The following is a 20,050-nucleotide window of genomic DNA, read 5'->3' on the forward strand; positions in this document are numbered from 1 at the left end:
GCCAGATTGTGATCTGCTCCTAATGACAGTGCTGAGCTTTATGATAGCCGCGTTAACATCTCTTCAGAATACCGCAGCTGTTTAGATCGGGCGATCGCAGCTAATCATGATAGGTCTTTGCCCTGCGGCAGCTGTAATCATTACTCATCATTATGACTGACAAAAATAACCATCCTAACCACGCTGGCAATCCTAAAGAGGCCGAACCAGGTCGTGGGGCTCCCGGCAATCAGTGGGCTGTACAAACGGCTCAGTCGACCGACGTCAACCCCGCCGACGAAGTAATTCCGTCCAATGTCGATGTAGAAAAAAATCGGCAGCAGATAGCAGACTACGCTGCCCAAGAAGAGGGAACTCTGCCAACCTCCCACGGCTTTGTTATCGATGAATCTGGCAGGATTAATAACTTTGCCGTTGAGCCCCCTATGTACGTTGAAGAATAGCGCTCCGTCTACATAGGTAGCAACACTACCAAATGGAATTTTACATTTAATAAAAAGGCACTAAGGAGGCGACATGCCAATTGCTATTCGAGATGATGTGGTGTTTATCATTCTCAACAAGGTTAACGAATTCAACCAAGAAAACCAACAGGGAGACATTGATTTTTCTTCCACTGACTTTACTGGTTTAGGGTTAACCGAGTCGGATCTACTAGGGCATTTAGACTATCTGAATCAGAGGCAGTATATCAAAGCCGAATTTAGCGGTAATGCCTACGCCAACCAGGAAGATGTGCCTAGCGTAGTAGACTCAGACGAGGTGGGCTTTCGCGTGGCCAACACCTACGGTGCCGCAGACGGTCCTCTACCTCACCTGATTGAGTTTAAGCGAGCTACGTTGACTGAAAAGGGTCAGCGCATGCTAGAAGACATGGAGCAAAACCCTCCTAAAGATCTCGACAAAGGGCCAGCGGTGCCGTTGCTCAACGAGCACACGCCCTTCTTAGAAAAGGTCAAAGTTAAGGGTGGTCTGCCTGACATCTACGACGCTCGTGATATTACCGAAACAGTCTTTCGGGTTATGCGAGATGTGATGTCCACAGCTGAGGCTGACCGCGTGGCGGATGAGCTGCACAATGACGTGCTGCCGACCGACGAAAAAGCTTTGCAGATGGAAGTGTCTGACCTTTGGAAAGACAGAAACCCCATTGTCGGTTTTTTGAGCCGCATTCGTCCGCCCCTCAAAGGGCCAGCACCGCTGGGCATCGACTCTAAACTCTTTTTGACGCGGGTGGATAACGAAGCGGGTGTGCCGAAGACGGTGAATGCGGAAATTGTGGTCTCCGCCGTGTTTTCAGCCACCAAAGATGAGCTTTCCCAGGAGCGCATTGAGGCAGTTGCCGAGTGGCTACCGGAAGGTAAAGTGCGCGAAATTTGGCAAGCAGCCTAGCGCAATGCTCGTAAGGTGCGTTATCGCCCAGCGTGACGCACCACTTGCGGTAAAACATCCCCTCAGTAGAGCGGTGCGCTGCGCTAAGGAATCGCTTGTCACAGTTAACCTGCTCAACATCGCTAGCGCTTATGCCCCTATTGAGGGGCATTTTTTTGCCCGTAGCAGGTGAAATCTGGGTTAGAAAGGCCAAAGACGCCAAAAATTCTAGCCTATCGAGCATTTTTTCACTTCTTGTTCTTTTCCTTCCGTTCTTTTGCCATAAATTGCGGCTTAAGGCCGCCCCCGTCGCAGCCCTTCACGCACCCCCTGGTCATCCACTCGTTTGCTTGTTTGAGCCAATCCTGTAACCGATTCTGTAACCGCGCTTTGCAGCTCCGAGGATCTGGCTATGGTAATGGAGCAAAGCAAAACAGTGTTGAGATTATGGCTCCCTTACCTCGTCCGACTAAAACTCTAATTGCGCTGCTGGCGCTAGGTACGATCGCAATCCAAGGCATGGCAGCGGCCTGTATCGGCCCCACCTCAGGATCCGGTGAGCTTCTGGGGCAGAGTGACCCCCGCCCCATCCGGCCAGAGCCTCGTCCAGGAAACTGGGAAGAGGTGACGGTTGAAGACTTAGTTTCCCGACCGGTGAACCGCCGCATCTTGCGAACCGTTGCCGCCGAGGTCGGTCGCCCCATTTCTGACCTGCGCATTGCCGCCGCCGAAGCCACTACCTGGGATGGCTGCATGGGCATTTATAAACCCGATCAGTTCTGCACCATGATTGCTATTTCGGGTCTGCGCCTCGTCGTTACCGATGGCGATCAAAGCTGGGTTTATCATGCCCGCCAAGATGGCCGAGAAATGGTGCAAAACCCTACGGCCATTAGCCGCAACGGTCTCATTCCCGATTTTATTCCCCCGGTGATGGGAGAGCCGGAAGCAGAACCCGAAGCGCACATCTTTCGCTCAGTCGAATCGGGGAGCTTAACTGGTGCCCAATTTGAGACCATATTGCTAACCGACGGCCGACTTTTGCGGAAAGAGAACGGCAAGGTTGTGTCAGAACGGCAACTCTCGGCAGAGCAAGTAGCGGCCTTTGAACAGGTTTTAGAAAACCAGCGCTTCCCCAACCTCAATCGCCTGCGCTATATCACCGACGCGGCCTTTGCTGATTACCCCACGGTGCAGCTATCGGCCATGCAGTACGAAACCACCTACATTGACCTGGCCATCGACGATGCTCCACCCGCGCTTCAAGCCGTAGTGCAAGCCTGGAGCGAGCTTACAGCCGAGGTTCAGTAAACACCGGAGCCAAGATCAGCAATCCTTGAGGGCATAGCGTGCTGCATCCCTAAGGATTGCTGACAAAACACCGCACGCAACCAGGAGTCAGCGTCAATGCGATCGCTAACGCTCTACTCCTCAATTCAGTGGGATTAGAGCGCAGGCGATTAACCTAACCATTCGTTTTATGATCGGGTGAGTTGGTCATTGAGTGGCTATCTGGGAGCGTGACATGGGAACTTGGTCAGTCGACGCCTTTGGCAATGATGACGCCGCCGATTGGGCTTTTGAGCTGGCAAAATCTGACGATCTATCGCTGGTCGAAGCCGCTATCAACGGGGCGTTAACCGGGAGCGATTATCTAGACGCGGCGGATGCAGCGATCGCGCTGGCAGCCATTGAGGTGATTGCCCGGCTCAACGGTAACTGGGGCGATCGCAATGCCTACACCGAACCGGTTGACGCTTGGATCGCGCAGGTCAATGTGCAGCCGGAGCCTGAACTACTGGCGCGGGCGCGGGCAGCCATTGATCGCATTTTGAGCGAAGACTCGGAGATGTTAGAACTATGGCAAGATAGCGGCGATTACGAGGCTTGGTTAGGGTCGGTGGAAAATCTGCGATCGCGCCTTGGTGAATGAATAATAGTTGAAGTAATCTGTATTTTAAGCTTTCTCGTCATCGCTCACAGGCACATACATTATGCAGATATGGGTTGATGCCGACGCCTGCCCGAATGTGATTAAAGAGATCCTGTTTCGGGCTGCCAAACGAGTTGAGATCAAGACCACCTTAGTCGCCAATCAAGAGCTACAAATTCCAGGTTCTTCCTACATTGAGTCTGTACTGGTGCGATCGGGTTTAGATGTTGCCGATAGCTACATTGTGCAGCACCTGCAATCTGGCGATCTGGTGATTACCGCAGACATTCCCCTAGCGGCTGAAGCCATTGAGAAAGGAGCCTATGCTCTCAACCCCCGAGGCGAATTTTATGATCGCGGCAATATTCGAGAGCGCCTGTCCATGCGAAATTTCTTAAATGAGCTTCGCAGCGGCGGGGTAGAAACCGGCGGACCTCCCCCGTTCAACCAGCGCGATACGGCAGCGTTTGCCAACCAACTCGATCGCTTTTTGACCAAGCATATAAAATAAGCGCTAACTGCCCGATTGCTGTCTGTCGCGACAACCTTCACATCCTCTCAATATTGCGGGTTTAAAGTGGCATAGATTTACTGCTTGGTAGTAGCAATCGGCAGTTATAGCTGACCCCAAATAAATCACTTAAGAATAATTAAAGAAAGCCTTAAGTGGTGGTATTGCATCATAGATTTAGCGGCAAAACCACCATCGGCAATTTAAGAAACAGCTATGGAACTTGACCAAAATCGTCTTATTTTAACGACTATAGCCGCCGGCTTTTATTTCTATCCTTGGGCTAAAAGGCGTTTGACTTTGGCCCCGAGCAACAATAGGCTGGCCAGATCTTAATAGGCGAAACCAACGGCCAGGCAGTGCAAGTGATCTTGCTGTACCCAATTTAAATAGCAGATAGCCTACTGACAAGCGGCTAAAATAATTCTCGGCAGGCTAGGCTCAAAGGCTAGCCTGCTGCCTGTAGAAGCCAGTTCAAAACCAAAATGAAGGTCATCGACTAACGTGATCCGTAGCCTTATCGCCCACAGTTACGTTTAGAGAAACGGATTATGTTCCAGGATCGTTGGCAGCTAAATTTAGACTTTGCAGACCACCCATTCCTCCTAAAAACAGGTGGTCTGCTTACAAGACTTAACCAAAAAACACAGAAATTTACTTAGTGATAGAGATGGATATGAGAGCCTAAAGAGCAGGATTATGTACGAGGGGTAATGTAAGGTGCAATACATTGCCTCTTGTAGCGCTACTCTCCATAGAATAGGCAATTTTCCGTGTTGATAATAGCTCGGCCATCATTTTAAAGCTCTGGTAAGCACTGATTTTAACAGTATGCTCCACAGAAAGTTTCGCGCTCTCTTAAACCCACTGGCAAAGCTAATTGCTAACTTGGCTTGCCGAGTGGGTAACATGCCAACTATCGATCAGCTAGAGGCTCAGCTCCAGAATAAGTGCTATCAGCTCGAAACTATTGATGCCCAAGAAAAAGCGCTTTATCAAGTAATCAGTAAGATTCGGGCGTCCTTGGATTTAGACATAATTTTTCGCACCACCACCAAAGAAACTTGTAAACTACTGCACATTGAACGAATTGCCGTCTACCGCTTTTTCGATAATTGGGGGGGAGAATTCGTTGGAGATTTTGAATTTGCTGAACCAGGTTGGGATTTTGGCACACTAGGGCAAAATACTATCTGGAACGATTCATACCTACAGGAGCATCAGGGAGGCCGATATCGCGCCAACGAGTGTTTAGTAGTTTCTGATATCTATACTGCCGGTCTGTCACAGTGCCATATAGATATTTTGAAGCAGTTCCGCATTCGTGCCTATGCTACAGCGCCCATTTTTATTGGGCAAAAGTTATGGGGAGTGCTGGCTGCCTATCAGCATTCAAAACCCTATCAATGGCAAGATCAGGAAATTCAGTTTTTATCGCAAGTCGCAAATCAACTCGGATTTGCGGTAAAGCAAGCCGAACTAATGGCAAGAAGCGAACGCAAGGCTGAAGATTTGCGGCTACTCAATGAACAACAAGAGATTTTGTTTAAACTGATTGCTGATATTCGTGAGTCGCTCGATCTCAACACGTTGTTTAAAACGACTGCCCGTGAGGTTCGAAAAGCTTTGCAGACCGATCGAGTGGCTATTTTTCAGTTTGATATCGATTCACAATACAACTCCGGAGAGTTTGTTGCTGAGAATGTATTACCAGAATACGACTCAGCGATCGCGCTTAAAGTGAGCGATCACTGTTTTGGCAAGCAATATGCGGCCCGATATCAACAGGGTCAGGTGCAGGTCATATCAGATCTTTCCCAGGCTGGACTAAACCGATGCCATGTAGAATTGCTGGAAAATTTTCAGGTTAAGGCCCAAGTTGTTGTGCCCCTCATCAAAGGAGTTGCGCTATGGGGATTGCTCTGCGTTCATCAGTGCGATCGCCCCCGCATTTGGAACTCAGCTGAAATTAATTTTATTAAACAATTAGCGGCTCAATTTAGCGTCGCGCTACGTCATGCCGATTTACTATCTCAAGCTGATTCTAAGGCTGAGCAACTAGACCAGGCCCTTCAAGCTCTCAAGCAGGCTAACGAAAAGCTAGAAGAATTGAGCAATCTCGATTCATTGACGCAAATTTCAAATCGGCGCTTCTTTGACAAGTCTTTAAGAAGTGAATGGAAGCGGCTGCTACGAACTGAAAAGTATCTATCTCTAATTTTACTTGATATTGACCATTTCAAAATTTATAACGATTGCTATGGACATCTAGCAGGCGACCAATGTCTAATCGACATCACGCAGGCAACTCGACTTGTTCTCAAGCGTTCTTCAGACGTTCTAGCTCGCTATGGTGGAGAAGAATTTACCGTAATCTTGCCCGACACAGATCAAATAGGGGCAGTCAAAATTGCCGAAGAGATTCGAAAAACTGTTAAAAATTTAAAGATTCCAAATGAATGTATGCAAACAGATCACCCCTACGTCACGATTAGCTTAGGCATTGCTACCCAGATTCCAAAGGCTGGTCAATCAGTGCAAGATATAATTCGTCAAGCGGATCAAGCGTTGTACCAAGCCAAGGCTAAAGGGCGCGATACGGTAGTTTGCGCACCTTCTCAATAATCGCGATCGCTACTACCCTGATATCAAATCTGGATATTAACGTTGCAGACTTTTGTCTCATAAAAAATCGCAAAAAGCGGGTGATCGGACTCGAACCGACGACATTCAGCTTGGGAAGCTGACGTTCTACCACTGAACTACACCCGCAGGGATGCCACTGAGCGAGAAACATCGCTAGCGAAATTTCATTATACGATTATTTGCTCAAGGTATATTCCTTGATCGAGGTTTCTGGTCCAGAATGCTGGCCGGAATTAAGGGGCGCTGCTAAAACGGCCTAGGAATGTTGCGATCGCCCTATTTATTCAGGATAATGTAGGTGAACGACACCGGCACCATCAGGGTCAGCAGGGTAGAGGTGGTAAAGCCACCCAGCGCTGCGATCGCTACAAAGTTGCGGGTTTCTCTCCTGCTCCTTGGTCTGGGGCGAGCGGCACCGTCTCGGTCACGGCCAAAAACGAAGCGGCTGTAGAGCAGCACCAGCACAGCGAAACCATCACCACTGCTATCGCCAGATCCAAGGCAAAGCGGCCGGAGGCGTAGACAAGTTGCCGACAAGGCAAAGCCTTCTCGCTGGCGTCACTCAATAGCCGGTGTCGGCTAGATAGGTTACGAAATATTGATTTTTCCATTGTCACTTCAAGCCCCATGGCCTTGGGATCACTTGGTTTATCAAGGAAATTGGCTTCTCGGCCCTTCTAAAGGGGCCAAGCTCATAATTTTTACTGATTCGAATCACACACCTGAATGGGGAAGGTTTGGTCTAATAGCATAGATATATACTGCGTGAGCTTTGTTCACCCCGTCGTCACTGCTCTCTCACGCCAACGGCTCGACTCTAATAAGGCAGGTCTTGGGAATGTTTAACGCCACCGAAATCCTCATCAGTGACTTTGTCGACAAGCTGCGGGTGGGTTACCACCGCACCTACGGCGGCCAAAACCCTGATTACGAAGACATCATTGCCTGGGCGGGCAGCATGGCGCTTGAAAACATCGCCAACAGTGACGCGCTCTACCACAACGTTGAACACACAGTTCTAGTCGCTCTAGTGGGCCAAGAAATTTTGCGGGGCAAGCACATTCGCGAAGGCGGCGTCACCTGCAAGGACTGGATGCACTTCATCATTTCCCTCGTCTGCCATGACATTGGCTACGTGAAAGGAGTTTGCCGCTGTGACCAAGACCGCAACCACCTCTACGCCACCGGTCAGGGCGACGAAATGGTCATGCTCCAGCCCGGTGCCTCTGATGCTTCCCTCACCCCCTATCACGTCGATCGGGGCAAGCGGTTTATTGAAGAACGCTTCGGTGGCAACCCGGTGATCGAAGCCGACGCTATCAAGCGCAATATTGAGCTAACTCGCTTTCCGGTGCCCAAAGAGGAAGATCACCAAGATACCCAACACTTTCCGGGCCTGGTGCGGGCGGCCGACCTAATCGGCCAGCTCAGCGACCCTCGCTATCTGAAGAAGATTGGGGCGCTGTACTACGAGTTTGAGGAAACCGGTCAGAATAAGTACCTGAGCTACGATCACCCCGGCGACCTGCGGGCCAATTACCCCAAGTTTTACTGGAATGTGGTGCATCCCTACATTCAAGATGGGCTGCGTTATCTGTCGCTCACCCAAGAAGGTAAGCAAATAATTGCTAACCTCTATTCAAATGTGTTTATGGTGGAGAACGAGCAAACCGTAATCCACACCTGATACCGTCTATGACCTGGTGGCGCAAGCTTAGAACGAATCGTTTAGCTCAGCTTGGGGCGATCTTGCTGATCGCCCTGTATGCCATAGCCTTGGGGGCCGATTTTTTTGCCCCCTACAGTCCCTATGAGTCTCAGCTCAATGGGTCGCTGCTGCCCCCTACCCAGGTGTACTGGCGCGATGCCGGAACGGGGCGGTTCTTTCCCCACGTTTACCCCACCACCCAGGGGCCGGTAGATATCAACACTGGGGAACGCAAAATTGTCGTCGATCGCACCCAGCCTTCTGCCCTTCGCATCTTTCATCGCAACGATGAAGAGCGACTGACTTTGTTTGATACCGCTGGGCCCGCCCGCATCAACCTACTAGGCACTGATGAGCAGGCCCGCGACCAGTTAAGTCGACTGATCTACGGCAGCCGGGTTAGCCTCAGCGTGGGGCTAATCGGCATTGCAATTTCATTCCCGCTGGGCATGCTGGTGGGCGGCATGGCTGGGTATTTTGGCGGTGCAGTCGATGCCGTGTTGATGCGCCTGGTGGAGGTGTTAATGACCATCCCCAGCATCTATCTGCTGGTAGCCCTAGCGGCGGTGCTGCCTGCGGGCATTTCCAGCACCCAGCGGTTTTTGCTGATTGTGCTGATCACGTCGCTGGTGGGCTGGGCCGGGCTGGCGCGGGTCATTCGCGGTCAAGTGTTGTCGATTAAAGAGCAGGAGTTTGTGCAGGCCAGCCGGGTCATGGGCGGGCGATCGCTCTACATCATCACTCGCCACATTCTGCCCCAAACCGCTACCTACGGTATTATTGCCGCCACGTTAGCAATTCCTGGCTTTATTTTGGCCGAGGCGGTGCTGAGTTTTATTGGGTTGGGTATTCAGCAGCCCGACGCTTCCTGGGGCAACATGCTCACTCTAGCGACGAATGCGTCCATTCTCGTTCTCCAGCCCTGGCTGGTGTGGCCTCCAGCCATCCTAATTGTGGTGACGTCCTTGGCGTTTAACTTGCTAGGCGACGGCCTGCGCGATGCGCTAGATCCACGAACCTTGAAGCAGTAACAGGCCAATGAGCTAGATCGTCAACGGCTCTGCCGCTGTACAACTTCTTTAAAAGCTGTGTCTTGTGCTAGGTGTCATTCGGCCATCTCCCAAGTATGCTGCTGACTGTTGAGGCAGGAGGTAGGTTTATGGGACTCATTGAGCTACTGGTCTTGTTAGTTGTGGCGGCTATCTGTGGTGGCATTGGCCAATCGCTGGCAGGCTATACAGCGGGGGGATGCCTAACCTCGATAGTAGTGGGCTTTGTTGGGTCGTACCTGGGCGTGTTAATTGCTCGCAATTTGGGATTGCCAGAGTTGTTTGCCCTGCAAATTGGCGGGCAGTCTTTTCCAATCATCTGGTCGATTATCGGAGCCACCATTTTTACCCTTGTGCTGGCGCTGCTGAATCGGCTTTTGGTTGGGCGTCCTAGAATCTAGGGGCAAAGACAACACAGTGGACGGTTAGCCTCTGCATGGTAGTTCTGTGGCAACTGATTGATTGGGCGATCGCGGCTTGCGCTGCGATCGCCCTGTTTCTAAGCCTCTGGATTGTTGTTCCAGCACCAACCTTCTTTCTCTTGCCCCTAGGCGTGGGGGCTCCAGAGGTCAGCCCATTTTTGCTGCTGGGCCAGGGAATAGTGCTAGCGCTGGCGTTGGTGCTGCGGGGGGCGAAGGTAAAAAATCGGGAGCGATCGCGCAGTTTTGTGTGGCTCCTAATCCTAGGATTTAGTGCTACCGGCCTGGTGCTGAGCAGCCTGCCCCTGCTGCAACTGCCTGCCACTGTGCGGCGAGCGGAACCCCAAATGCAAAAAGCCTTGGGAGTAAACTACAGCAGCCAAATTCCGGCTCAGGTGCAGCCCTTGCTGCGATCGCGCCCCTTTGTCCTGGGGGATTTGATTTGGGGGCTGCCAGAGCCTGCGATGGCCCCTGAGGGCCGATCGTTGACCATCGAGCCACAGCGCCAGACTGTCTTAACCCCGGACGGTGCTACTCTGGCCTTAGACATTTACCAGCCGCCCAGATCTCCTACCCAGCCAGACCTGCACCCTGCCATCATCACCATCTACGGTGGCGCTTGGCAACGTGGAGAACCTGCCGCAACGGCCCGGTTTAGCATCTATATGGCGGCCCAGGGCTATACGGTCGTGGCCATCGACTATCGCCACGCGCCTGAGTACCGCTTCCCCACTCAGCTTGAGGATGTGCAGACAGCTCTGGAATGGGTTGGCGATCGCGCCCTAAACTACGACATTGACCTCAGCCGTATTGCCCTAGTGGGGTGGTCTGCCGGAGCCCATCTGGCCATGCTGGCCGCCTATCAAGCCGTAGGATTGCCGATCCGGGCTGTGGTCAACTATTACGGCCCGGTCAACCTGTCGGCAGGTTACTACGACCCACCCGTGCCCGACCCCATTGATACTCGCGCCGTATTAGACGCCTTTTTGGGCGGTTCTCCCGCGCAATTCCCCGAGCTTTACCAGCAGGCCTCACCGATATTCTCCGTCAGGCCAGGGCTGCCGCCAACGTTGCTGATCTACGGTCAGCGCGACCATGTGGTGAAACCTAGCTACGGTCAGCAGTTGTACGAACAACTCCACGCTAGCGGCAATCAAGTGGCCCTAATCGCCATCCCCTGGGCCGAACATGCCTTTGATGCCGTGTTTCGCGGCCCCAGCAACCAAATTGCCCTGTACTATACAGAGCGGTTTTTAGCCTGGGCGCTGCGGCCCAACCCATAGTCCTTTCAGCCTCAACCCATTTCTCCTAGGGACGTAAGGCAGTAGCCTGAAGAGAGTGGGTTCAACTGAGGCATGCTTGATGGTCACACTGGCGTCAATTCGGCCAATCCGATGGGTTTTAATCGGAGTGCTTTGCCTGTCGCTTTTAGGGTGTGGACTGATTAACCCCAGGCCGCCGAGGGCAGTAGTTGAGGGGGCAATCGCCCAAAAACTCTCTCAAACTCAGGCCGTTCTTTACCGACAGTTTGCCGCCGCTGCCACCGATCGAACTCAGGTGAGCCGCATTCGCATTACCGACCATCACTGGACTGAGCTTGCTGGGCAGCCCGCCGTAGAAGTTGCCGGAACTTATCACCTTAAGGGAGGCAGCCTAACCAACGCCCAGCGGAGCCAGACCCGAGAGTTTGATGTCTATCTCCAGCGGGGCGCAACCAAAGACCAGTGGCTGCTGCTAGAGCCAGTTAGTATCAAGAACGGAGAGAAGCCTAAGTGGCAAGCAATTCCGCTCTTGACAGCGCGCGAGGATGAGCCAGGAAACCCAGGTTAGCCCTTAGACAACGGCACTGGTGTCAGCTTTGACCGCTGCGTCTGCCTGCCCATAGGCTTCTCCAGTAAAGAGTTGGTAGAGTTTCTCAACCTCTGTCAAAGCGTTAAATTCTTGCTCGACCTTGGTTCTAGCTGCAACGCCCAGACGATTGCGGGTGCCGGCATCCTTCATCAAAAAACTAATGCACTCTGCTAGGGCTTGGCGATCGCCCGGCGGCACTACGTAGCCGTTCACCCCTGAATGCACCAGTTCACTCACCCCAGCGACCTGGGTAGCGACCACCGCAACACCCGCCGCCATCGCCTCCATCAGCACAACTGGGATGCCTTCAGCAAAGCTGGGCAGCACAAATATGTCCGTGTTCTTGAGATGTTCTCTCACAGCCGACTGAGATTGATAGCCCAAAAAACGCACGTGGTTCTGCAACCCTAAGTCGCTCACCTGCTGCTCCAATAACGCCCGATCGCTGCCGTCTCCAACAACGGTTAAAATCACGTCAGGTTCAAGGCTGATGAGCTCCGTCAACCCTTCTAGCAGAACCGGCAACCCTTTTTCAGCCGCTAATCTACCCACATAGAGCAGACGCTTACCTACCCCTTGATGGGTTACTGTTTCAAACAAACTGGGATCAACCCCGCAGTGCACGATTCGTAATTTGTCCCACTGATCAGGACGCGAGAAAATCATGCCTTGACTGCGGCAGAAATGGCTGATGCAGGCCACGAACTTGGCGTGCTTAATCTTTTCATCCACCCGCCATCGATAGGGTTCAAAAAAGATGTGAGGCCCGTGCATCGTAAAGCTAAAGGTAAACCCACCCAATTCGGCGGCCAACATCGCTACCGTACAGCTGGAGCTAGCGATGTGGTTGTGCAGATGGGTAATGTTTTGGGTGGTAATAAGGTGAGCTAAGCTGCCCGCCTCCAAAAAATAGATTAGCTGGTAGAGGAAACCCTTTAGCCCAGGCTGGCTCGTAGCCCAAGCCAACTTAACGCTGCTAAAGTAGCGGCTCGGGTTACCAAACAGCAATGTTAGATGGGCCTTGATCATTAGCCCCAAATTGAAGGGCAGCAGGTAGCTGGTTTGCGATCGCTCCGCAGCCTGCTCAGGGCCTACGATATTCTCATCGCCGGGGCGGCGTACCGCAAAGGTGAAGACCTCCAACCCCAGGTCTCTAAGCCCCACAACCTCGCGCTGAATAAACGTGTCTGTAGCTCTAGGATAGGTACCGGTAAAATAGGCAATGCGCATGGGGCTTCTCGCCATTACTAGAGATAAAAAATAAGGAGAAACTAGAGAAAATAACGGTTCTTAGAACTCTTTCTAAGACTCTGGGCTTGTCACTGGAACAGGCTTATACTCAATCAGCGTAGCTGGCTTGTTGCGCCAGCGGTTGATCCAGTATCGGCCTTGCCCAAGCACCTGAGGAAGTTTTGAGACAGTACAGAAAAATGCATACAACCGAGCGTTGCTAGCCTCATCGCCTTGACTGTGGCGATATTTATAAATCTTCCATCCCAAAACCGGGTAGCCCAGCAACAGCAAGAGACTTAGCCCGTGCGTAGGCCAGGCTAGGCCAAGGGTCAGCGCTGGAACAATTGCCCCCCATAGCCAACCACTTTTGTCCTCCTTAACCATGTATGACTCAGGTGGTTGACCATACATAGCTTTGCCTTCGGCAACGGCCCAGCCGCCGCGAATCGATCGCTTCCACCACTGACCAAAGCGGGTCATAGCCGCATCGTGCAGGGTCATGTCGGTGGCAATGCGCTCTATTCTCCAGCCTTTCCGTCTGAGGCGAATGCACATCTCCGGCTCTTCCCCGCAGATCATCTTGGGGTTGTAGCCGTCCACCGCTTTAATGGCCTCTATGCGAGCCAGCATGTCGCCCCCACAGGCTCGGGTCTCACCCACGGGTGTGTTCCACTCTATGTCAGCCAAGCGATTGTAGGGAGAGGCATCAGGAAATCGCTCGCGTCGTCGCCCACAGACAATGGCGAGGGTAGTGTTGCTCTCTAGAACCCTCACAGCTGCATCTATCCAGTTAGGCAGGAGCTCGCAGTCGCCATCGACAAACTGCACGTAGGTAAGCTGGGGGAAGTTCTCGACTAAGTACCGAAAGCCCGTGTTGCGCCCCCGTGCCATAGTAAACGGCACAGACATATCGAGCTCGACAACATGAATACCCATTTCGCGGGCTTTAGCCACGCTGCCGTCGGTAGAGCCTGAGTCTACATAGACAATGGGGCTGCCCAACGGCACGTTGTCCTGCAGAGACCTGAGACAGCGAACTAGACGCTCACCTTCATTGCGGCCAATAGTCACAACGCCAATCTGATGCATGTCTAACGAGAGAATTAACGACTAAAGCTCAAGTTAAAAAATACAGGCTTATACATAAGATTCCGAGCTCAATGCTAAAAAATTTACTAAGACTTCATTAAGACTGCTAGTTAAAGCCAAAGTTTAAATTTGCTTCAGAAATAGATAAGTTTAACGTTTCAAGATGGAGATTCCCAGCAGAGGAAGAAAAAGCAAAAATTTGTGTGCTTCAATTGGAGCGCATTGATAGAGTTAAGCACTGCTTAGAAAAGCAATGCTTTGCTTTTGTGAAGCATCTTTTAAGACCGCTTACCTTGTGCCTATCTCCTTGATTAAATGATAGAACTAAAGGCTTATTCTTAAATAGAAATCAATTCTGGCAGTAGAAACTTTAAGTGATTAATTAAATAGCTCGTAAGGGACTCATCCGTGACAGAGCTCCAGTAAACTTTTTTAAGAGTTTAAGCATTCCTGAGATGTCCAATCAACAGCCCCTAAATTCTAATGTTAGAACTAGGGCTTGCTTGGGTGTAGTTTGCCCAAAGGCCCTAATCATGTAGGCGCCGGCATGTTTTCCCAGCCACACATGATTAGGGGTGATTTAAGTCAAGAATGAGCCGCTTGATATAGCTCTAGTGCTCTACTGCTACACCTACTGGGCAAGCCACACTAGTGCCCCCCAAGCCGCAATAGCCACCTGGATTTTTAGCTAGATACTGCTGGTGGTAGTCCTCAGCATAGTAATACTCCAAAGCTTCCAAAATCTCAGTAGTAATGGGGCCATAGCCGGCAGCCTTGAGCGCAACCTCATACGCCTGTTTAGAGGCTTCTGCTAGCTGGAGCTGGGCCTCAGAGTACACATAGATGCCCGAGCGATACTGGGTGCCTGCATCGTTGCCCTGGCGCATGCCCTGGGTAGGGTTGTGATTTTCCCAAAAGGTCTTAAGAACTTGCTCATAGCTGATTACCTTTGGGTCAAATACAACCTGCACCACCTCGTTGTGGCCAGTCATCCCGGAACACACCTCCTGATAGGTAGGGTTGGGGGTGTAGCCAGCGGCATAACCCACTGACGTAGAGTAAACACCTTCGAGCTGCCAAAACTTGCGCTCGGCTCCCCAAAAGCAGCCCATGCCAAAAAGAGCCAACTCCATACCGGCTGGGAAAGGAGGGGCCAAGCGGTTGCCGTTGACATGGTGCTTTTCGGGCACAGACATTGCTGTAGCTCGACCCGGCAGCGCCTCGTTAGGAGCGGGCATCTCTGACTTTTTGCCTTTGCCTAAACCGAAGAAAACCATAGGAATTATTGCAGTTTGTGTAGAAGAACTAATTCAACTATAGCGTCAACACCTTGGTGTTTCCTGAGAGCGGGTGCGCTCTTGGACCATCGAGATCGGGGGAGATGAGCGATCGCAGTCCAATCAAAAAATGCCCAAACCTTTGCGGTTCAGGCACTAATGAATTCTTGCAGATTAGACAAACCGCTAATCCTAGCACTGGCTTCGCCAGCGTCCCTGAGGGCTTAGTGATAGTGACGATCCAGCCGCAGCACCGTTTCTAGAAGCACGTTGGCTCCGTTGATGCACTCTTCGGGGGTAGTGTATTCCACCTCGGAGTGGCTGAAACCGCCTTCGCTGGGCACAAAAATCATACCCATGTCGGTAAAGCGACCCATTTCAAGGGCATCATGTCCAGCACGGCTGGGCATCGGCATATGGCTCAAGCCCAGGTTGTTGCTTACCTCAGCAATAACAGCTTGAATATGCTCGGCTGCTGGACTGGGAGCCACATTGAGCTGAGGCACAATCTCAATGTGGGTGCCGGTATTTTGAGCAATCAGCCGCAGTTCTTCTTTCAGATCGTCGATCAGGTCATTGATGACGTACTGGTTTAGGTCGCGCACGTCGATGCTGCACTGTACCTGCCCCGGCACGATGTTGTCAGCGTTGGGCCATACCTGCAACGCCCCCACCGTAGCGACCTGCTGCTTCGGGGGGCGATTGCCCAGACGATTCACCACTAGCACGATCTGTGCGGCGGCTACCAAAGCATCCTGGCGCTGATCCATTGGGGTGGTGCCAGCGTGGTTAGGCCGCCCAGTGACGTGGATTTGGTAGCGCTGCATACCTACTATGCCCTGCACCACACCAATTTGTTTTTGAGCTGTTTCTAATACCCCGCCCTGCTCAACATGGAGTTCGACGAAGGCACAGATATCATCACGAGTGCGCTTAGAGAGAGAGAGTTGATCCCAATTGCCCCCGGCTGCGTTGACGCACTCGTCAATGGGTCGACCGTCTTTGCGATGGTAGTCAGCAGCATCGAGCGAGGCGGTGCCGGCCATGGCACGCCCTCCAACCATGGTGTCTTCTTCGTCGGCAAAGATAATCACCTCAAAGGGGTGGTCGAGGGAGATGTTGTTTTCCTGAAGGGTGCGGGCCACTTCAATCCCCGCTAGCACACCTAGGTTGCCGTCAAATCTGCCGCCACAGGGCACCGTATCGATATGAGACCCGGTGGCGATCGCTGGAGCGTTGGTGCGACCACTGCGGCGACCAATCAAGTTGCCAGCGGTATCAATACAAGTACTCAAACCTGCTTCTACCATCCATCGTCGCACCAGCTCACGTCCCTGAAAATCTTCTGAGCTAAAAGCCAGCCGACAAATGCCGCCGTTGTTGAGCCGCCCAATTTGAGCTAGGTCGTCAATGCTTTGATTGAGGCGTTTGCCGTTGATGCTGAGGGTTTGTAGACGAGCCATGGGTATTCAGTTAGGAGGAGTTCAGTGAAAAGATGAAACGTTTGACTCCAGAAAACGTTACAGACCATCATAAACCGTGACGCCTCTGTATACAGTCTATTGTATACAAGGTTTTGGCAGGGTTTTGTTTGGAGAGAACTTTCTGCAAAACGAGGGTCACAAGGGAGCAATGAAGCCTTGATAGCAGCGATTAGCTAGATCTCAGCGCTGTATCCGAGGTATAAGAGTAGCCGCCATCTAAGCAGCTAGATTTCTCAGTTGAGGACATCTTCGCTACTAAGCTCTTGGTGTGGCTGCCCCTAGATTGCCCTCAGTTAAGCCATGATTTAGCAGCTAGTTTAGAACTGCTGCAAAAACCGCAGGTCGCTAGTGTAGAGGCGGCGAATGTCATCAATCTGATGCTGAACCATGGCCAGGCGCTCAACCCCTAGTCCTGCTGCGAAGCCGCTGTAAATCTCAGGGTCGTAACCGACGGATTTCAGCACGTTAGGGTCGATCATGCCGCAGCCCAGTACCTCTAGCCATTTGCCTTGCCACTCTACATCTACCTCGGCGGAGGGCTCAGTGAACGGGAAGAAGCTAGGCCGAAACCGTAAGGGAATCTCGCCATAAAGTGCCTCTAAAAACACCTTGATAGTGCCTCGCAGGTCGGTAAAGGTAATGTCAGTGTCTACCGCGAAGAACTCAATCTGGTGAAACACGGCGGCGTGGGTGGCATCCACGGTGTCGCGGCGATAGCAGCGACCAATAGCAACGGCCCGCAGCGGCGGCTCGTTGGCCTGCATGTAGCGGATTTGGGTGTTAGAGGTGTGGGTGCGCATCAGATGGCCATTGGGCAGGTACAGCGTGTCCTGCATATCGCGGGCCGGGTGGTCGGGCAGAAAGTTGAGGGCTTCGAAGTTATAGTAATCAATCTCAATTTCGGGACCGTCGGCGACGGTATAGCCCAAGCCCACAAAAATATCGACGATGCGATCGATGATGCTGTTGATGGGGTGAATGCGGCCCTGGGACTGGAAGATGCCGGGCATAGTGACATCCAGGGTCTCGGTAGCTAGCTGGGCCTCAATGCGAGCGGTCTCTAGAGCACTTTTGCCCTGATCGAGCTGGGTTTGAATGAGTTCTTTAACTTCGTTGGCCAATGCACCGATGCGGGGACGATCTTCGGCAGAGAGTTTGCCCATGCCTCCCAGCACCTTAGAGAGCTGGCCCTTTTTGCCCAGGTAGCCAATCCGCAGCTGTTCTAGTTCGTCTAGGGTGGCGGCGGCGGCGATCGCGCTCTGGGCGGCCTCCTTCATGGCCATTAGGTCGGTTTCGAGCGAGGTGGGTGCGACGGTCATTCTGCGTATATGGTGCAACAACAATATAGGGAGGCTAGTCCGGCCAGCTCTGGGCAATACCTTGGCACTCTAGGCTAGCGTTGGGCTTTGATTATTTTAGTGTGGCGGGGGAACAGTCATGAATATTCTCATCAGCAACGACGACGGCATTTTTGCCCTGGGTATGCGCACCCTAGCCTCTACCCTATCGGCAGCGGGGCACAAGGTCACAGTGGTGTGCCCCGATCGCGAGCGTTCCGCCACAGGCCATGGGCTCACAATGCATAAGCCAATTCGCGCTGAGATGATCGAGTCGGTGTTTCAGGATGACATTGAGGCCTGGAGTTGCTCTGGCACTCCTGCCGACTGCGTCAAGTTAGCCCTAGGGGCGCTGATGGCAACGCCCCCAGAGGTCGTGGTCTCGGGCATCAACCACGGCGCTAATCTAGGCACTGATGTGGTCTATTCCGGTACGGTGTCGGCGGCGATGGAGGGGGTAATGGAGGGCATTCCTGCGATCGCCGTTAGTCTGACCAGCTTCACCCAAGGCAGTTTTGCCCCCGCTGCCGACTTTATTCGCGATCTGCTGGGCGATCGCGAGCGTTTCCCCCTAGAGCGCCCCATGCTGCTCAACGTCAACGTGCCGGCGGTAACGGCAGCGAAAATTAAGGGGGCCAAAATTACTCGCCAGGGCATTCGCCGCTATTTCGACCAGTTTGAAAAACGCCTCGACCCTCGGGGCAAAACTTACTACTGGCTAGCGGGAGAAGCCGTCGAAGACATCGAAGATCCCCTGCCTAACCAAGGCTGGCCCCCTGATTTGACCCAGGCTATGGTGGCTATCCCTACCGATGTGCAGGCTATTCGCGATCGCTACATCTCAGTTACGCCACTGCAATATAACCTGACTGCCGTAGGCGATCTGTTAGATTTAGCCCAGGGTAAGCGGCCGCTACTGCCAGAGCAAGTAGAGTAAAATATAGTTTGCAGCGAAATCTCACGGCGCTTCGGGGCAGACTAAGCCTAAGGCATCTATATAGCCCGCTGAGGTCTTATAGGTAAGGGGGCGCTCCACCCTAATCATCTTGGTTAGAGTTTATTACTATTGAAGAAATCTCAGGTTGTGCTCTGCCCCAAGGCACATTTCTTTTTCTAGCCTGATATTCCATGCTTTCCCATCCCCGAGAGATTCATGGCTGAGCTTACTGAGCAATTTTTAGTCCGATTTTGGGGCGTGCGTGGGAGCATTGCTTGCCCAGGGCCGTCTACGGTGCGCTACGGCGGCAATACCTCCTGTGTCGAGATGTTGATCGGGGGACATCGCCTAATCTTTGACGGGGGTACCGGTTTGCGAGAGCTGGGTCTGTCACTGCTGGCCGAAATGCCCGTCGAGGCCAACATGTTCTTTACCCACTCCCACTGGGACCATATCCAAGGCTTTCCCTTCTTTGTCCCGGCCTTTGTGCGGGGCAACCGGTTTAATATCTACGGTGCGATCGCTCCCAACGGCTCCACCATTGAGCAGCGCCTCAACGACCAAATGCTGCACCCTAACTTTCCGGTGCCGCTCCAGGTGATGGGGGCCGACCTTAAATTCTGCGACATCGAAGTGGGTGAAACCCTGCATATGGGTGACATCACCATCGAAAACGCTCTGCTCAATCACCCCGGCGAAGCGGTAGGCTACCGGGTTACTTGGCAAAATCAGGTGGCGGCCTACATTACCGATACCGAGCACTACCCAGACCGTCTGGATGACAACGCCGTGTGGCTGGCCCGCAATGCTGACGTCATGATCTACGACTCCACCTATACCGACGACGAGTACCACGACCCCAAATCGAGCAAAGTAAGCTGGGGCCACTCCACTTGGCAGGAGGCAGTCAAGCTCGCCAAGGCGGCTGGGGTCAAGACCTTAGTTATTTTTCACCATGACCCCGCCCACGACGACGACTTTATGGATCAGATAGCGGTCGAGACCAAGGCAGCATTCCCTGGGGCAGTGGTTGCCAAAGAAGGTATGGTGCTTGATCTGACTGCCGCCCGCGCTACTCTGCCGTCGAAAGCCATTGGTACGAAAGCTTTAGGGAATTACTCCTGACCCTTAGACCATCTCGAACCTTGCATCAGCTGAATTACTTCTCGGCTAGGTTGAGCCCAACAGTCTGTGTAAAAATGTAA

Annotated in this window: 19 protein-coding genes and 1 tRNA gene; 13 read left to right on the forward strand and 7 right to left on the reverse strand. The window is 52.5% G+C overall.

All coding sequences use genetic code 11. The features are described 5' to 3' along the window. Positions 1 to 152 precede the first annotated feature (152 nt). The 6 genes from H6F57_RS08570 (at position 153) to H6F57_RS08595 (ending at position 6,440) form a co-directional block, all read left to right on the forward strand. Positions 153 to 443, forward strand: coding sequence for a hypothetical protein (locus H6F57_RS08570; RefSeq protein ID WP_190628661.1), 291 nt, complete (start codon positions 153 to 155; stop codon positions 441 to 443). A gap of 73 nt (positions 444 to 516) precedes the next feature. Continuing rightward, on the forward strand, positions 517 to 1,392 hold the full coding sequence (locus tag H6F57_RS08575; protein WP_190628660.1) for a DUF2267 domain-containing protein: 876 nt from the start codon (positions 517 to 519) through the stop codon (positions 1,390 to 1,392). 426 nt (positions 1,393 to 1,818) lie between these two features. Continuing rightward, positions 1,819 to 2,682, forward strand: coding sequence for a hypothetical protein (locus tag H6F57_RS08580; RefSeq protein ID WP_190628658.1), 864 nt, complete (start codon positions 1,819 to 1,821; stop codon positions 2,680 to 2,682). 214 nt (positions 2,683 to 2,896) lie between these two features. Then, entirely contained in the window at positions 2,897 to 3,304 is a 408-nt protein-coding gene (locus H6F57_RS08585) for a DUF4259 domain-containing protein (RefSeq protein WP_190628657.1), read from the forward strand. A 61-nt stretch (positions 3,305 to 3,365) separates the two neighbouring features. Then, positions 3,366 to 3,815: a YaiI/YqxD family protein gene (locus tag H6F57_RS08590; RefSeq protein WP_190628655.1), complete on the forward strand. Its 450-nt coding sequence runs from the start codon at positions 3,366 to 3,368 to the stop codon at positions 3,813 to 3,815. Positions 3,816 to 4,724: 909 nt separating this feature from the next. After that, positions 4,725 to 6,440, forward strand: coding sequence for a sensor domain-containing diguanylate cyclase (locus tag H6F57_RS08595; protein ID WP_190794993.1), 1,716 nt, complete (start codon positions 4,725 to 4,727; stop codon positions 6,438 to 6,440). A 75-nt stretch (positions 6,441 to 6,515) separates the two neighbouring features. Here the strand turns inward: H6F57_RS08595 and H6F57_RS08600 are convergent. Beyond that, positions 6,516 to 6,587, reverse strand: a tRNA-Gly gene (locus H6F57_RS08600). A 150-nt stretch (positions 6,588 to 6,737) separates the two neighbouring features. Continuing rightward, positions 6,738 to 6,998 (reverse strand): hypothetical protein, encoded by a 261-nt coding sequence (locus H6F57_RS08605; RefSeq protein WP_190794994.1) that lies wholly within the window; start codon positions 6,996 to 6,998, stop codon positions 6,738 to 6,740. A gap of 301 nt (positions 6,999 to 7,299) precedes the next feature. Here H6F57_RS08605 and H6F57_RS08610 point away from each other — a divergent pair, with 301 nt between their 5' ends. The 5 genes from H6F57_RS08610 to H6F57_RS08630 all read left to right on the forward strand — a co-directional run bounded on the left by H6F57_RS08610 (position 7,300) and on the right by H6F57_RS08630 (position 11,467). Continuing rightward, positions 7,300 to 8,148, forward strand: a complete 849-nt coding sequence (locus tag H6F57_RS08610) for an Npun_R2479 family HD domain-containing metalloprotein (protein WP_190628650.1) — start codon at positions 7,300 to 7,302, stop codon at positions 8,146 to 8,148. An 8-nt stretch (positions 8,149 to 8,156) separates the two neighbouring features. After that, positions 8,157 to 9,200: an ABC transporter permease gene (locus H6F57_RS08615; protein WP_190628648.1), complete on the forward strand. Its 1,044-nt coding sequence runs from the start codon at positions 8,157 to 8,159 to the stop codon at positions 9,198 to 9,200. A 128-nt stretch (positions 9,201 to 9,328) separates the two neighbouring features. After that, positions 9,329 to 9,619, forward strand: coding sequence for a hypothetical protein (locus H6F57_RS08620; RefSeq protein ID WP_190628647.1), 291 nt, complete (start codon positions 9,329 to 9,331; stop codon positions 9,617 to 9,619). A gap of 35 nt (positions 9,620 to 9,654) precedes the next feature. Beyond that, a complete protein-coding gene (locus tag H6F57_RS08625) occupies positions 9,655 to 10,920 on the forward strand; it encodes an alpha/beta hydrolase (protein ID WP_190628645.1) in 1,266 nt (421 codons plus the stop codon). A 79-nt stretch (positions 10,921 to 10,999) separates the two neighbouring features. Then, positions 11,000 to 11,467 carry a hypothetical protein gene (locus H6F57_RS08630; protein ID WP_190628644.1) on the forward strand — a complete coding sequence of 156 codons (468 nt, stop codon included), beginning with the start codon at positions 11,000 to 11,002 and terminating at the stop codon, positions 11,465 to 11,467. Positions 11,468 to 11,470: 3 nt separating this feature from the next. Here H6F57_RS08630 and H6F57_RS08635 read toward each other — a convergent pair whose 3' ends face one another. From H6F57_RS08635 to pheS, 5 genes are all read right to left on the reverse strand, one after another. Next, positions 11,471 to 12,718: a glycosyltransferase family 4 protein gene (locus tag H6F57_RS08635; protein WP_190628642.1), complete on the reverse strand. Its 1,248-nt coding sequence runs from the start codon at positions 12,716 to 12,718 to the stop codon at positions 11,471 to 11,473. Positions 12,719 to 12,790: 72 nt separating this feature from the next. Next, a complete protein-coding gene (locus tag H6F57_RS08640; protein WP_190628640.1) occupies positions 12,791 to 13,810 on the reverse strand; it encodes a glycosyltransferase in 1,020 nt (339 codons plus the stop codon). A gap of 611 nt (positions 13,811 to 14,421) precedes the next feature. Next, the gene (gene msrA / locus H6F57_RS08645; protein WP_190628638.1) at positions 14,422 to 15,087 is read right to left on the reverse strand and encodes a peptide-methionine (S)-S-oxide reductase MsrA; all 666 of its coding nucleotides are present in this window, start codon (positions 15,085 to 15,087) and stop codon (positions 14,422 to 14,424) included. Between the two features lie 224 nt (positions 15,088 to 15,311). After that, the gene (locus H6F57_RS08650) at positions 15,312 to 16,550 is read right to left on the reverse strand and encodes a Zn-dependent hydrolase (RefSeq protein ID WP_190628637.1); all 1,239 of its coding nucleotides are present in this window, start codon (positions 16,548 to 16,550) and stop codon (positions 15,312 to 15,314) included. A 338-nt stretch (positions 16,551 to 16,888) separates the two neighbouring features. Next, complete coding sequence (pheS, locus tag H6F57_RS08655; protein ID WP_190628635.1) at positions 16,889 to 17,890, reverse strand: phenylalanine--tRNA ligase subunit alpha; 1,002 nt, start codon at positions 17,888 to 17,890, stop codon at positions 16,889 to 16,891. Between the two features lie 118 nt (positions 17,891 to 18,008). On the opposite strand from pheS, the gene surE reads away from it, so the two are divergent. After that, positions 18,009 to 18,845 carry a 5'/3'-nucleotidase SurE gene (gene surE, locus H6F57_RS08660; protein WP_190628634.1) on the forward strand — a complete coding sequence of 279 codons (837 nt, stop codon included), beginning with the start codon at positions 18,009 to 18,011 and terminating at the stop codon, positions 18,843 to 18,845. A gap of 216 nt (positions 18,846 to 19,061) precedes the next feature. Beyond that, entirely contained in the window at positions 19,062 to 19,970 is a 909-nt protein-coding gene (locus tag H6F57_RS08665; RefSeq protein ID WP_190628632.1) for an MBL fold metallo-hydrolase, read from the forward strand. Positions 19,971 to 20,050 lie beyond the last annotated feature (80 nt).

This window comes from Leptolyngbya sp. FACHB-60, assembly GCF_014695775.1.
Classification (GTDB): domain Bacteria; phylum Cyanobacteriota; class Cyanobacteriia; order Phormidesmidales; family Phormidesmidaceae; genus Nodosilinea.

Excerpts from the sequence above, each read along its gene's own strand:
- H6F57_RS08570 (WP_190628661.1), top strand. The coding sequence starts at position 153 with ATGACTGACAAAAATAACCATCCTAACCACGCTGGCAATCCTAAAGAG.
- H6F57_RS08575 (WP_190628660.1), top strand. The coding sequence starts at position 517 with ATGCCAATTGCTATTCGAGATGATGTGGTGTTTATCATTCTCAACAAG.
- H6F57_RS08580 (WP_190628658.1), top strand. The coding sequence starts at position 1,819 with ATGGCTCCCTTACCTCGTCCGACTAAAACTCTAATTGCGCTGCTGGCG.
- H6F57_RS08585 (WP_190628657.1), top strand. The coding sequence starts at position 2,897 with ATGGGAACTTGGTCAGTCGACGCCTTTGGCAATGATGACGCCGCCGAT.
- H6F57_RS08590 (WP_190628655.1), top strand. The coding sequence starts at position 3,366 with ATGCAGATATGGGTTGATGCCGACGCCTGCCCGAATGTGATTAAAGAG.
- H6F57_RS08595 (WP_190794993.1), top strand. The coding sequence starts at position 4,725 with ATGCCAACTATCGATCAGCTAGAGGCTCAGCTCCAGAATAAGTGCTAT.
- H6F57_RS08610 (WP_190628650.1), top strand. The coding sequence starts at position 7,300 with ATGTTTAACGCCACCGAAATCCTCATCAGTGACTTTGTCGACAAGCTG.
- H6F57_RS08615 (WP_190628648.1), top strand. The coding sequence starts at position 8,157 with ATGACCTGGTGGCGCAAGCTTAGAACGAATCGTTTAGCTCAGCTTGGG.
- H6F57_RS08620 (WP_190628647.1), top strand. The coding sequence starts at position 9,329 with ATGGGACTCATTGAGCTACTGGTCTTGTTAGTTGTGGCGGCTATCTGT.
- H6F57_RS08625 (WP_190628645.1), top strand. The coding sequence starts at position 9,655 with ATGGTAGTTCTGTGGCAACTGATTGATTGGGCGATCGCGGCTTGCGCT.
- H6F57_RS08630 (WP_190628644.1), top strand. The coding sequence starts at position 11,000 with ATGGTCACACTGGCGTCAATTCGGCCAATCCGATGGGTTTTAATCGGA.
- H6F57_RS08635 (WP_190628642.1), bottom strand. The coding sequence starts at position 12,718 with ATGCGCATTGCCTATTTTACCGGTACCTATCCTAGAGCTACAGACACG.
- H6F57_RS08640 (WP_190628640.1), bottom strand. The coding sequence starts at position 13,810 with ATGCATCAGATTGGCGTTGTGACTATTGGCCGCAATGAAGGTGAGCGT.
- msrA (WP_190628638.1), bottom strand. The coding sequence starts at position 15,087 with ATGGTTTTCTTCGGTTTAGGCAAAGGCAAAAAGTCAGAGATGCCCGCT.
- H6F57_RS08650 (WP_190628637.1), bottom strand. The coding sequence starts at position 16,550 with ATGGCTCGTCTACAAACCCTCAGCATCAACGGCAAACGCCTCAATCAA.
- pheS (WP_190628635.1), bottom strand. The coding sequence starts at position 17,890 with ATGACCGTCGCACCCACCTCGCTCGAAACCGACCTAATGGCCATGAAG.
- surE (WP_190628634.1), top strand. The coding sequence starts at position 18,009 with ATGAATATTCTCATCAGCAACGACGACGGCATTTTTGCCCTGGGTATG.
- H6F57_RS08665 (WP_190628632.1), top strand. The coding sequence starts at position 19,062 with ATGGCTGAGCTTACTGAGCAATTTTTAGTCCGATTTTGGGGCGTGCGT.